Genomic DNA, 13500 nt, shown 5'->3' on the forward strand with positions numbered 1-13500 from the left:
CGAGTTTCGCATGTCCTTTCATGGGCGACGGTCGTTAGTGATGCTCAAGGCGAGGATGTCGGCGCGTGAGCAAATCGCCACCCGCTTCACGGCTTGCGGCAGTTTCTGATTTCCCAAATCCACAGTTGAATTTCCAACGATAAAGGCCGAGCCTAACTTGACCCAGCCCGATCCGTAATCGACGTACACCGGCACGGGCATCTTGAAATTGTCCGACACGCCCGACTGAGTGATTTTTCCAGTGAGGCTAGTGCCCGCTAGTTGGTACTCGAACTTATAACTTGGCATTTCAGTCCCATAGACCCACGCGTCAAAAAACCAGTCCATCCGCCGGTTTCCATCCACATCCATCTGCGGGGTCATGTGCTTTTCCACGATGCGCTTGAAGTCTTCAGTCGATACGTCCAGGTTGTAATGCGTCTTGATGAAGTCTTGCATCATCGCCGAGAAATGACGGTCGCCGGTGCGCGGATCGAACATCATCATCCTCAGCATGTGCAGGATGTATGCGCCCTTGGGATAGATCATGAACCGCGCGACGCCACCGGTCTTTCCGCTGTTCAAGCGGTACCCTTGAGTGACCGGGCCAACCGTGTAAGGTTTCTTGTCAGCCGTCTGCGGACGCGCTTCGATGATTAAGCCGCGCTGGTCATTCCAGAATTTCAGAAAGCGGCCCTCGTCGCGCATGACATACTGGACGTAGAGCGACGTAGAGAACTCGGCAAAGCCTTCGCTCATCCACTGATCGTGATAACTTTTCCAGCCGACCATGTGTCCCCACCACTGATGAGCGATCTCGTGCGGCGCGACGTATTCAAAAAAGTTGTTCGTCGCAGCTCTAACATTCCCTCCGGTGCCCATATAACGCTGCGTTGGATCCAGGAAAGCAGTAAACGGCATATAGATGAGCGTGGGCCATGCCTGTCCGAAATTTCCGGCCGGTTGCTGCGTGAGCGCGAGGCGGGTATAAGGCAGCTTCCCAAAATAAGCATTGAAGATGCGCGTGGCGTTTTGCGTGTCCGCCAGCATCGCACCGCCCATTCCTATCGTGTTCCTCGAGCCTGACGCGCTCATTACTGTCGTGTTCGGCGAGCCCATCTGGCTGGGCATTGACGATGGAGACTCCTCGTTAGCGTAAAACTCGACGTTGTAGCCTGTCTCCGAGTCGAGAAGCTCCTTTTTCTTAAAACTGCCGTAATTAAAGCCAGCGACTGCCAGGGCCACGTTTCCGCTCGACCACTTGACCGTCATACCTCCGCCATCTGAGGCTGGCGGAGCCACGGGTGCGCCCGTGCCGATTACAGTTTTTCCCTTCGGGTAGTGGTAAGTGACATCGAATGTCGCCCGATCACCGAAGGCGGTTCCTTCGTTATTTGGATACCAGGTAGATCGTGCGGGCGTTGCCAGAAAGAAGTTGCCGCCGCCCACGTCGATCAACGCGTCTCCGCCCCCGTACTCAACAATCAGCTTGTAGGTTTTGCCCGCTTGCAGCGGTTCCGGAAAGACCACACCGAAATCGGCGTCCTCGTTCTTCCCTTCCTGAACGAAATCCAGATCGCGGCCGGCTTCGTCCTTCACGCGCGTGACGCGCATCGAGCGAAACAGTCTGAACGGCAGCACGCGCGCACCGTTATCCAATTGGCGAAACGTGATCTTGTCCGTGGACGTGAGCTTCGTGCCGCGAATTACTGTATCAATTTCATGATGGACCAAATCATAAATCCGATGATCCTCGTCGCTTGAAGCGGTGCCCTTGGCATACTCTTCGGCGCGATGAAAAGCCGTCCACAGCCCTCCGTCAGACTCTCCATAGCTCGAGAGCAGGACTTCCTCTGGAGAAACGAGTGGAATCCCGAGCGGGTCATATTGAAAGTTGAGTTTGTTGAAGCGCTTGCCATCGATGAAAGCGGTAAAGAATCCCGGTCGCTGAGGATTGTAAAGATCGATCAGCTTGCGCAGGTCGACATTGCGGCGCAACGTGCGGCGCAGAAGGGCCTGGTTTTCGCGATACGCATCTTGTGCCCGGGCAGCCTGCGCACCATTGGTGGACATTGTGACCTGCGGCGACGCTTTGATCTCGTCGAAGGTCTTGTCGGTAAAATGCAGCACCAACTTTGTAAACGCTTCCTTGATTTCCGGTTCTTTCGTGAACAAAGACAACGTGTGCTTTTCAATTGCCGTAGGCGGCGTGAGATACAGCTCGCCTTCGCCAAAGAAAACCGCGCCCGAGATGCGGTCGTTGACGGCCGGAGTAAAATAGATCTCGCCACTTTTCAAAGTGAACGCTCCGGCATCTCGCTTGATCACCAGATTAGTGACCGTCGCGAACGGTCCGCCAAAATCGCCGTTTGATCTTGCCTGTTGGCGCAATTGCTGATAGTTGGGATCAGTGTTGGCTTTGACGTTCGTCACCGTGACTGTTGCTTCGATGGGGGCAATCTCTAATTTCACATCCAGCGTCACTACCGCGCCCTCTTCAATTTTGAGGTCGTCGTTGCGCGCGTCACTAAAGCCGGCGGCTGAGACCCCCAGCGAATAAACTCCAGCCGGCAGTCCCTCGAATTTGTACCGACCTTGTTTGTCAGTGACCGCCGTGAAATTCTGATTCGTTAGCGTGTCGATGATCGTAACCGTTGCGCCTGCAACGATTGCGCCCTTAGGATCGGTGACCTTGCCTTCGAGTCGCCCGCCTGCGGCGTGGGCGAACGAAAGGGGAAGCAACGCGCATAAGAGCAACAGAACGAACGGGGTTTTAAGTCGATTTGAGGCTTTCATAGTTCAGTTCGAGTCAAACGTGTAATTTGCCGGTCAGAGAGGATTTCAACGGGCGCATTCTAGCTCACGTTGACTCGGTGCGTATACATTCGCGTTGGCCCGTTTGTCAGTCGCGTCCGCAGCGTGGCATTCTGAGGCCGATGTTTGCTGAGAGTCGCATCAAGACGAAATTGCTGCGCCGCATGGGCGAGGCGATTGAAGACTTCGGGATGATCGAAGATGGCGACCGCGTCATGGTGTGCATGTCGGGCGGCAAAGACAGTCACACGCTGCTGGATTTACTGCTCGATGTGCAGAAGCGCGCCCCCGTAAATTTCGATCTGCTGGCGGTTAATCTCGACCAAAAGCAGCCGAACTTTCCGGCTGAAGTTTTGCCAAATTATCTGCGCGAACGCGGCGTGCCATTTCGTATTGTCGAGCAGAACACTTACGCAATCGTGAAGCGGCTGGTGCCGGAAGGAAAGACTTACTGTTCAGTCTGTTCGCGTCTGCGGCGCGGCATTCTTTACAACATCGCAGTCGAGGAAGGCTGCACCAAGATTGCTCTGGGCCACCACGCCGACGATATCATCACCACGTTTCTGCTAAACGTTTTCTACGTCGGTACTTTGAAAGCGATGCCGCCGGTGCTGCGGTCGGACGACGGACGTAACACGATCATTCGCCCGCTGGCTTACTGTCGTGCCAGCGACATTACCGAGTTCGCGTCCGAAATGAAGTTTCCCATCATCCCCTGCGATCTCTGCGGGTCGCAGCCTAACCTGAAACGCGCGCGCATCGAACGGCTAATCACGGACCTGGAAAAAGAGATTCCGAATATTCGCGCGTCGATGTTGACCGCGCTTGGCAAAGCGGTGCCGACTCACCTGCTCGACCCAAATCTCTTCGACTTTAAGAATCTCTCCAGCGGAACCGGCAATGTCGAAGCCGAACTCGATCTCGTTCTGGGCCACACGGACAACGAACCTGCACTCGTCGCGATCGCATAAACCCGCGAGCGCTCCAGCACAACTGGACACTTCAAGGCTTAACAGTAGAAATGTCACGTCGGGTGCATCCAGGCGTTGCCGTGCCTGCGGTGTCCTGACCACCCGCCGCAATCTGTTTCACCGTGTCTCCCGCCCGCAATTCGACCGTGCCCTTTGAGACTGATACCAACGTATCGCCGCAAGTCGTGTCGACCAGGAACTCCGCTCGATTAGGGCTGACAGCCTTAACGGTGCCGTCATTAGTAGTCGCCGTGGCACTCGTGCCCGATGAAGTTGATAAACGCACCCGGCCCGATGAAAGCATTTCCACCGTGTAACCCGAATCGTCAAAACTTAACTTCATCGTCGTTTCGGGCAACACTTCAACGCGTCCCAGCTTGCCCAAACTCACCACGGCACTGGAATTTTGTCCTGTAACGATGCTGGTCTCCGACACGATTTTTAGCCCATTAGTAGCCGGAACTTCGGTTCCGTCGGCCTGCTTCAGCGTGACCGTGCCTCTGACCTGCATTACTTGCGCGTGAGTTTGTTGGAACGCACCAGCAACCCCCAGCAGAACGACAACAAACACCCACATCCATCCCTGTTTACCGCGTTTCATAGACACCTCCGAAGTTCAGTTTTGACTTGGTTCAGCGCCGAAAAGCTTACCTTAAAAGGAGGCGGACAAATATTGCGACTTGATAATCTTCTCAGGCGGCCAATTGAGTAAAACTATTTGATTCTGCGTTCCCTCAGCCCGACGATGAAGTACCTTCATCGTCGCCGCCTAAGCCGCCAACTGCATGACTGGCCACCGGGTTTGTGATTAAATCGGCCCGATGGTGACGACCAAAAAACGCGAACTGGATCTGTCGGCATTTCCGTCCGGAACGGTCACCGAATACACAACGTTCGTTTGCCTCGCCTGCATCTTTGATATCTTCACCAAACAACTTCAGATGGCGCCGCGCACAGCCTTTTCAGAAGTGAAGCGTCACACGCCGACCGTCGAAGAGCTCACCAGCCGCGGCGCGATGCGTCCGTACTTCGACAGCGACGAGAAGAGTCCACATTGTCCTTACTGCGGTTCCGCGAAGCGTTGGCTGGCGCGTTTCGACACCTATTGCATCGAAGGCGGCAAGACGACCGACGCCGCCCGACGAGCGCTGATCAAGAAACTTCCCACCGCCGGCGAACAGTTTGTTGTGGTCGAAAAGAAATCCGACTCACGGGCCGTGTTCTTCGAGTGGCTCGACACTTTGGGGATGAATGTTGAATTGCAAGACGAAACCTGGCTGATCGAAACGACGCGACGCTATCTGGAACGCCGCGATCCGAAAACGAATTGGGCGGAAGTGTTTGAAGGGGCGCGCGCGGTGCGTCGCTCGTCCCGACTGACCGAAGGTTGGGAGCGCGATGGCGCGCGGCTGTTTCTCGCGCCCCAGCTCTACAGCGAAGCGATTCTCATCCAATACCTTGTCAGCCGTTCCCACACACATGGCGGATTGACGCTGGAAGGCCGGCTCACTTTGATGGATTTGCTCCGTCGTCTGCGCTACAGCGGCTACCTCGACCGCATCGGAATCACCGAAACAGATCCGGGTGAAGTGTTCGAGCGAGTTGTCGATCACATGGCGGCAACTCACGAGTGGGCGAACGCCGACTCAGTCAGGAGGGCCGCAAAAGGAAAAGGAGTCAGTACCGCGAGCGGTAGCGACCGGGTTAAGAGTTCGAAGAAAAAGCCGGCCAAGAGAGCTTCAAAGTCTCGCAAGACCAAACCGGTCCAGCCTGAGCCGGATGAGATCGTCTCTGAACCCGTTAAGCTTTACTACCTCATCGATCGTCGCGAGTTTTTGGAAAAGGTGAAGAGTGTTTACGCGGCCTATGCGTGATGTGGAGTGCGTCGGATCCCTCTCCCAAAGGGAGAGGAAACAAAAAACCCAAAGCTCACATTTACGCCTCACGATCAGCAATCAAGTCAACAATCGAAATCAGAAGTTCGGCAGGCCGATTGATGTTCGTCGCCGCATCGCAGGCGGAGCGGCGCACAATATCAATTTGACGTCGGGTCGCGTCGATACCGTGGACCGCCGGGTAAGTCGCTTTACTGGCGCGCGCGTCTTTGCCCGGCGTCTTTCCCATGGCGCTGGCGCTTGCCGTCACGTCCAAAAGATCATCGGTGATTTGAAACAGCAGCCCAAGGTTTCGACCGTAATCGGTGACCGCTTCCAATTCTTCATCGTTCGCGCCGCCGATAATCGCGCCGCAGCGTGCGGCGCCACAGATCAGCGCGCCCGTCTTTTGCAGATGGATCTGATCGAGTGCCGTCGCGTCTACTGATTGCGCCTCTCCATCCAGATCGCGCGCTTGCCCTGAGACCATCCCGCTCGGCGTGCCCGCCGCACGCGAAAGTTCAGCAATGACTCGTACGCGAATCTCGGTCGAAAGGGTTTTGTCTTCCGCGATCGTTTGAAACGAGAGCGCTTGCAGCGCGTCGCCGGCGAGAATTGCCGTCGCTTCGCCAAACTTGATGTGACAAGTCGGACGCCCGCGCCGCAGATCATCATCATCCATCGAGGGCAGATCGTCGTGAATCAGCGAGTAGGTGTGAATCATCTCGAACGCACACGCCGTTCGCAGCAACTGATCGCTGGTGGCGCCGAACGTCTCGCCCACCGCCAGCACCAGCGCGGGCCTAAAGCGCTTGCCGCCCGCAAACACACTCCAGCGGATGGCGCTGTGAAGCCGAGCAGGGTCGGCTGTCTCTTTGGGGATTAGCTGATCGAGTTCCGTGTCGACGAGTAAGCGCGTGGAAACGAGAAATTCTTTCGCGTTGATTGTCGAAGCATTAACCACAGAGGACACAGAAGAAGAAATAATCGCCAAATTACTCCTCGCTCTTCGATGCTGGTTCACTCTCAACATCGAACGGGCGGATTGTGGGCCGGCCCTGATTGTCGCGGGTCAGGATCTCAATGCGGCGTTCAGCTTCGTTCAGTCGCTCCTGACACGCGCGCGAAAGCTTTACGCCCTGCTCGAAAAGCTCGAGGCTTTTTTCCAAAGGCAGATCGCCACGCTCAAGCTCACGCACAATGCGCTCGAGTTCTTCCAGCGACGTTTCAAAGTTTGGCGCGTTGTTGTTGCTCATATCTTCGTGGCACAGACTTCAGTCTGTGTTTGTCAGCGGCGGAATCACAGGCTGAAGTCTGTGCCACTAAGGCGACGGGCTCGGCGACGGTGTTTGCAGCTCTCGCAAACGGCGCATGATGTCGTCCTGAACGTCCGAGCCGCGTTGTGACAAACCCTTCTTCGCCGTGTCCGCGATTATGTTCGTCAGACGGTCGTCGCGAATCGCGATTACTCGCCAACGGTCTTCCGCCTGCTGCATTGTAAGTTGAATCTGCTCGTCTTTGAACTTGAGATCGACAGTGGCGCTGGCGCCGTCCTGTTTGATCGTGGCGAAATACGACGCGCCCAACGCGACGAGAAAAACAGGTTTGCCTTTGGCCGGCTCAGTGACGCGACGAATCTCAGCCGGCAAGACCTCGCGCAGTGTCTCTTTCAACTTCGGCGTGATATTCGAAACGATCTGATCGATTTGCGACGGCACCACGCTGTTAAGAATTGAAGTCCCGCTGACGCGCGACCGCACGTCCGAAACAAAGCCTTCGGAAATTTTGTCGAGGTCGAGAATGCGATCCAATTCCGCACGGTCATCACGTTGCGACGCATCGACCAGCAACGCGAGCGTGTAAGCCGGCTTTGACTTGAGGTGCTGCCACCAGAAAAACGCGCCCACGCCAACGCCGATGAGGAGAAGAAGAAGTATGACGCCGATGATTCCCAGAATTCGACCCAGTCGTCCGGATTTCCTGGCGCGCGGGCGCCAACCCGGTGGTGGCGGCTGGTTAAGGTCGATGACGATGCGATTACGTTTACTTTTCATGCGTCTGGGCAACGGTATCAGGTCAGTACCGGGAGCGGTAGCGACCGGATCATCAATTCAACGTTCTGTTTTGATCCCCTCGCTATCGCTCGGGGTACTGACACTCTCAACCCGGCAATCCACCGCGCCCTTCCAAAGCCGAACGCGTAGTTCGTCGCCGGGAGAAACGGCGGACGCCTCGCGCACGATCACTCCGCTCGCATTCTGGGCGATGGCGTAACCGCGTTCCAGAGTTCGCAGCGGCGACATCGCATCGAGCTCGGCCGCGGCGACGCCGAATTGGCTGCGCGCGCTTTCCATCCTCGACATGATCGCCGCAATGCGTGCCTGATTCAGCCTCTCAAAGCGCGCGCGTTGTTTAATTGTGCGGCTCCGCAACTCCGCGGGCGACAGCAGCCGCGCCGCAGCGTCGAGCCGCCGAAACGCGGTTTGATACACCCGCGCAATAGACTCGCGCAAACGATCTTCTCTCGTCGATACGCTCTTCAGGGCATCGCGCAGCCGGGCGCGGACTTCTTCAAAGCCGCGCGCAAACGTCAGCTCCTGCACGCGCGCACGTTCAGCCGCGATGCGAAAGTTAACCAGCCTGCGCAAGCCGCTGACCAACTGATCGAGCGTCGTGCAAAGCTGTTCTTCATGCGCCGCGACTAATTCTGCCGCGGCTGAAGGCGTCGGGGCGCGCAGGTCCGCTACGAAATCGGCGATGGTGAAGTCCGTTTCGTGGCCTACCGCCGAAATCACCGGAATCGCCGACGAGCGAATTGCGCGGGCCACCGCTTCTTCATTGAAAGCCCAAAGGTCTTCAATCGAACCGCCCCCTCGGCCCACGATGAGCACGTCGATCGTCGCATCGTCGCGGCCATCACGTTTCGCGCGTGCATGGTGATCGTTTAGGAACCTGATCGCGCGCACAATCTCATGCGACGCTCCTTCGCCCTGCACCCGCGCGGGCGCGAACAACAGATGCACCGTGCGCGTCCGGCGCGAGATAACGTTGATGATGTCACGCACCGCCGCTCCGCTCGATGACGTGACGACGCCGATACGGCGGGGAAAATATGGAATCACGCGTTTCAATTCCGCCGCGAACAAACCTTCTGCCTGCAAACGCTTCTTCGTCTGCTCAAACGCCAACTGCAAAGCGCCGGCGCCGACCGGCTCGAGCGTCTCGACGATCAGTTGGTATTCGCCTTTTTGTTCGTACACGCTGATGCGGCCGCGCGCGCGAACCTGTAGTCCATCTTCCGGGCGAAACCGAATTCGTTGATTGCTGCTGCGGTAACACGCCGCGCGTAACTGTGCGAACTCGTCTTTCAGAGTGAAGTACCAGTGCCCCGACGTGTGGGGACGGAAGTTTGAGATCTCGCCCTCAACCCATACTGACGCAAAGCCTTTTTCCAGTGTGCCGCGAATTGACGCAGTCAAATCCGACACGCTCAAGGGAAGGCGTTCAGTTTCTTCAAACAGAGATGCGAGAAGCGATTGCTGCATGCGCGTCGGAATCCAATAAAGCGCGCCGGATCATAACTCATTCGCCATGCAGTGTCAGACTGTGACTAATTTTTCCGCGGGAGACGCGGAGCCAGCGTATAATCACCTGGTCGCTGACGCGATGATTGAAATCCGTAGCCAGCTGATTCAAGCCTTCGATGCCCATACTCCTAATCGCAATCGTTTTTTTCATAGTGCTGCTTATTGCCGGAGTCTACCTGGAAGAGCTCTCCTGGAAACAGGTTGTTGTTTGGGTCGCGATCGCGGTCGTCGCGTATGTCGGGTTAGTGTGGTTTGTAGATGAGTCAGCGAACCTTTTCAGCGCTGCTCTCGCGGTAATCGACGTCGTGCTGGCCGTTATTATTTTTAAGGAGTATGTCGGGAGATTATAAGGTCGGTACGCACGCCTCCGGAGTGCCGCTGATGCGAAGCACGCCGGAGGCGTGCGTACCCTCAAAACCCCGGCGCCATTAGGTTCGTCACGGCGACGGAATTCTTGATCTGCTGCTTACTCATCCATTCTTCCGATTGCGCGATCAGTTCCCGTCCTTCATCGCCACCGCGCAGTTCGCCCAGCCGCCGGCGCGCCGCCGCTGCGTAAAGAGCCATATCCGCCGCTACAAAGCCATCGACCGCCTGCTTCGTCAACGCTTCCGCGCGTGAAGTGTCGCCTCGCTGCTTCGCGAGCGCGGCGTAAGTGAAGTTCGCGAGCGGATTCGACCACGGCATGTCCTCTCGCGCGATGCGGTCAGCGCAGTTCCCGGCGATGCGCAAACGCTCGTCGCGCTCTCGGCCAAACGCGCTGGCCAGCGCCAGGCGCGCGCGCAGATGCAGCATGTCGATGCGCAGGCCCTGCGTGCGCAGCAGCAGGGATCTTTCCAGCGGCTTAACCTGTTGGTCAATGTGTTTCCACGCGACTTCGAAATCGCCGGTGTAAAGTTCAATCTGCGCGAGGGCAACGAGCGATGTGTAGTGCTGCAGGTGAAAACCTTCGCGCGGCCATTGGGTCATGGCGGCGATGACCTCGTCGCGCGCACGGTCGGGATCGTCGGTCGCGAGCCAGATTGGATTGAGCCGCGTACGCAGGTCAGTGGCGGCAAAAATGTTTCCCTGCTCAAGCGCTACCGAAAGTAACTGCGGCACTCGCCGCGCCACCTCAGTCAGCTCGCCCAGAAACATTAGCGACGTCAGCATGAAACGGTGGGCCACGGTCAGCTCCCAGGCCGCGCCGGTGCACTGATCGCGCAACACCTCAGCCGCGCGTTCGCACAACTCAGCCGCTTCTTTCCAATGGCCGATCAGATATGCACTTAGTCCGCGCGCCCAGATCGCCAGGCCGAGTGCGTGTGGATGTCCTGAGCGTCGCGCCAGCTCTTCGGTTTGATCTGCAAGCTGCCGCGCGCGCGCAATGGCTGGTCCACCGCGCGTAGCCATCTGCACGGTCTCGAAAGTCATCGCCCGCGCGACGCGATAGACTTCGCCGGCGCGCAGCGCTAACAGCACGTGCCGGCTCTGAAATTCTGCCCCGCGTATCAAATCGACTACCCCCAGGCCGGCCGCGACCGACCAGCAGATGTCGATGCGATGCAGTTCAGCTTCTGAAATGGCCGCCGCGTCACGCTCGGTGAAATCCAGTCCGCGCATCGAAATCCACGCGCGCCGCACCAGCATCGACAACAACGCGCGCTTGGGACCTTTCGGTAATTTGAATCCTGCGGCCTGCAAGACCTTCTCGAAAACAGCGAGTCCTTCCTCGACGTGCCCGCCCATTAGTAACTGGGCGCCGGCGCGTTGTTGCAACTCAAGCGCGCGTCTGGGCGCGGTTGACTTCGCGGCTTCAAGAAACTCAGCGGCCGCTTCGGCCGGTCGTCCCGCGTTGGCCAGAGCATCTCCCAAAGCGATCTTCAAATCGACAACGTCAGTCCCCGCCGGCGCCAAATCAATCGCCCGCCGGAAATAGAGCGCGGCTCGATCAAAAGCCAAAGTGCTCGCCGCTTTTCGCGCCGCGGCTTCCGCATGAAAAGTTGCCCGCGCAAGTTCGCCTGCCCCGAGATAGTCGTGGTACAGGGCTTCCGGATCGTCAAAGCTGCGAGCTTCAATCGCTTGCGCCAGCCGCCGATGAATTTGCTTTCGGTCCGCATCGGGCAGCAGGGCCCGCAGCGTCTCGCCGATGCGATCGTGATGAAGCTCGATTCCGTAAGCCGTGCCGCCCGTGCGAACCAGCTCCGCCGCGCGCACCGCGTTCAGGATCTGTAAATCGTGCTGCTGTGCGCCGCACGCCGCGAAGGCGACGTCCTGGTTCACCGGGCGCGCCGCAACTGCGAGCACATTGAGCAGCCCGCGCGACCCTTCGGGTAGTTGCCTGATGCGTTCTTCGAGCATCGTCGCCAGACTGACCCCGGTCTCGCCCGCCCGTTCAGCGATCGAAACGTAGTGACAGAGTTGTTCGACCAGAAACGGATTGCCCGCGGCTTCCGCCACGACGGATTTTACGAAGAGGTCACCCTCGACTTTCGCGGCGGCAAGCAGTGACGCAGCGAGCTCTGAAGCTTCTTTGTTGGACAGACGATCGAGAACTATTTCGCGACAGGATTCAGTGCCGGCGTTTTGCACTAACTGCTTAAGGAAAGTCTTTGTCTCGAAATCTTCAGCGCGAAAACCTCCGATGAGCAACAGCGGTGGCGCATCGGGTGGTCGCAGCAGGTCTTCCAACAGTCTGATGCTGTCGTCGTCGGCCCACTGCAAATCGTCGGTCCAGATAATCAGTGGCTGCCGGCGGGTGAGCGCGGTCAGCATCTCTCGTAACGCGCCAAATGCGTGGCGGCGCAAGGTGAATAGATCGCCCGTCTCAGCCCCCGCGCGCTCGTCAAAGATGGCATCCACTTGGAGGAGTACGGGAAAGCTTCGCGCCAGCGCGCGTGCATGACGGGGCACCAAAGCCTCAGCACTTTCGCGTGGCAATGACGCCAGGTATTTGCTGAGGCTATCGACAACGCCGTCGAGCGCCTTGTACGGAACCGACTCGCGCTCGTAACAGCGGCCCTGAAGAATCAGCGCGTCCGGAAAATTCTCTTTCGCCTGTTCGAGAAACGCCTGCACGAGCGTGCTCTTGCCCATCCCGGAAAGCCCGCGCACGTAAACTGAGACCGCCTGGCCGCGGCGCATGGTGCCAAACGCATCATTCAGTTCCCGAAGCTGCCGCTCGCGCCCGACAAACGCAGTTTCTGCAACGGACACCGCGAAAGAGGATCGGCTCGCTTTGAGAAACCGCAGCACGGCGCGGCCTTTGAGACGATTCTCGGGCCGCCGGCGCAGCAAGTTCATGCAGAGTTCGTTGAGATCATTCGGAACTCGCGGGTTGATCTCGATGGGCTGAATAGGCCGGCGCGTTTGTTTCCGAATCACGACTTCAAAGAATCTTCCGGTGAAAGGAAGACGGCCGGTGAGAGCTTCGTAGAGCATCACGCCGACGCTGTACCAGTCGCTGGCTTTTGAGATTGGCAGTTGCGCCCCTTGTTCGGGCGACATGTAATCAGGCGTGCCCACGAGCAGGGTGTCGCGCGATGCGGGTTCAACGTCTTCGACCAAACCAAAGTCTAAAATTACGACGCGCCCTTCGTCCGTGATGAGCACGTTCGACGGTTTGATGTCGCGATGTAGCTTTCCGACTTCATGCAGGTGATGCAAACCCTCGGCAAGTTGCCTTAGCGCTGAACGCAAACGCAGCTCATCAAATTCAGGTATCGGCGTCCAGGAGGCCGGCGATTCAGCAGAGACCGACATTTCGCCCGATTCAAACAGAACATCAGAGCTGTCGAACTCGACGGTATTGGCCTCTAAGATCGCCCGCTCATCACCCCGGCGAAGCGTGGAAGATCCTTCGCCGGTTTCGCCTTCGCCTTGACGTCTGATGTGCTCAATGAACTGGACGCCCTGCACGAGTTCCATCGTGAAAAACCAGTGACGTCCGGACGACATCAACTCGTAAAGCGCGGCCAGGTTCGGATGTGAAACGTCGGCGAGCTCGCGGAACTCGCGCTTCAAACGATAAATGTGCTCCGGTTCGGCGCGATTCAAAGTCTTCAACGCCACCGGTTTATTGGTCAGCCGGTCGATTGCTTCGTAGACGACGCCCATTCCGCCCGCGCCGAGTTTGCGGCGCAGACTGAAGCGTTCAGTCCCGCGAAATTCTTTAGCTGCTTCGACCATGGCCCGGCGATGGAAACGACTGGCGGCGCGAGTGATTGACAGATGCGATTGTGCCTTACATGATTTGCCGCGATCAATGTTTGACCGCCCACGGCGAGATTGGAAGGA

Annotated in this window: 10 protein-coding genes; 3 read left to right on the top strand and 7 right to left on the bottom strand. The window is 57.7% G+C overall.

The genetic code is table 11. The annotated features are described in order from the left end of the window. Positions 1 to 18: 18 nt before the first annotated feature. The gene (locus tag VFX97_11205; GenBank protein ID HEX5703758.1) at positions 19 to 2775 is read right to left on the bottom strand and encodes a carboxypeptidase regulatory-like domain-containing protein; all 2757 of its coding nucleotides are present in this window, start codon (positions 2773 to 2775) and stop codon (positions 19 to 21) included. Between the two features lie 140 nt (positions 2776 to 2915). Here VFX97_11205 and ttcA point away from each other — a divergent pair, with 140 nt between their 5' ends. Continuing rightward, positions 2916 to 3764: a tRNA 2-thiocytidine(32) synthetase TtcA gene (gene ttcA / locus VFX97_11210; GenBank protein ID HEX5703759.1), complete on the top strand. Its 849-nt coding sequence runs from the start codon at positions 2916 to 2918 to the stop codon at positions 3762 to 3764. Between the two features lie 31 nt (positions 3765 to 3795). On the opposite strand, the gene VFX97_11215 is transcribed toward ttcA, so the two are convergent. Next, on the bottom strand, positions 3796 to 4365 hold the full coding sequence (locus VFX97_11215) for a hypothetical protein (protein ID HEX5703760.1): 570 nt from the start codon (positions 4363 to 4365) through the stop codon (positions 3796 to 3798). 220 nt (positions 4366 to 4585) lie between these two features. Between VFX97_11215 and VFX97_11220 the strand changes: the two genes are divergently transcribed. Next, the gene (locus VFX97_11220) at positions 4586 to 5638 is read left to right on the top strand and encodes a hypothetical protein (protein ID HEX5703761.1); all 1053 of its coding nucleotides are present in this window, start codon (positions 4586 to 4588) and stop codon (positions 5636 to 5638) included. Positions 5639 to 5699: 61 nt separating this feature from the next. Here the strand turns inward: VFX97_11220 and VFX97_11225 are convergent, their stop codons facing one another. From VFX97_11225 to xseA, 4 genes are all read right to left on the bottom strand, one after another. Next, positions 5700 to 6611 carry a farnesyl diphosphate synthase gene (locus VFX97_11225; GenBank protein ID HEX5703762.1) on the bottom strand — a complete coding sequence of 304 codons (912 nt, stop codon included), beginning with the start codon at positions 6609 to 6611 and terminating at the stop codon, positions 5700 to 5702. Between the two features lie 22 nt (positions 6612 to 6633). Next, positions 6634 to 6894: an exodeoxyribonuclease VII small subunit gene (locus VFX97_11230; GenBank protein ID HEX5703763.1), complete on the bottom strand. Its 261-nt coding sequence runs from the start codon at positions 6892 to 6894 to the stop codon at positions 6634 to 6636. Positions 6895 to 6960: 66 nt separating this feature from the next. Continuing rightward, positions 6961 to 7692: a hypothetical protein gene (locus tag VFX97_11235; GenBank protein ID HEX5703764.1), complete on the bottom strand. Its 732-nt coding sequence runs from the start codon at positions 7690 to 7692 to the stop codon at positions 6961 to 6963. A gap of 57 nt (positions 7693 to 7749) precedes the next feature. Next, positions 7750 to 9183, bottom strand: coding sequence for an exodeoxyribonuclease VII large subunit (gene xseA / locus VFX97_11240; GenBank protein ID HEX5703765.1), 1434 nt, complete (start codon positions 9181 to 9183; stop codon positions 7750 to 7752). Between the two features lie 158 nt (positions 9184 to 9341). On the opposite strand from xseA, the gene VFX97_11245 reads away from it, so the two are divergent. Beyond that, complete coding sequence (locus tag VFX97_11245; GenBank protein ID HEX5703766.1) at positions 9342 to 9575, top strand: hypothetical protein; 234 nt, start codon at positions 9342 to 9344, stop codon at positions 9573 to 9575. 61 nt (positions 9576 to 9636) lie between these two features. Here VFX97_11245 and VFX97_11250 read toward each other — a convergent pair whose 3' ends face one another. Beyond that, entirely contained in the window at positions 9637 to 13392 is a 3756-nt protein-coding gene (locus tag VFX97_11250; GenBank protein ID HEX5703767.1) for a protein kinase, read from the bottom strand. Between the last annotated feature and the right edge of the window lie 108 nt (positions 13393 to 13500).

The organism is Pyrinomonadaceae bacterium, from assembly GCA_036277115.1.
Classification (GTDB): Bacteria; Acidobacteriota; Blastocatellia; order Pyrinomonadales; family Pyrinomonadaceae; genus UBA11740.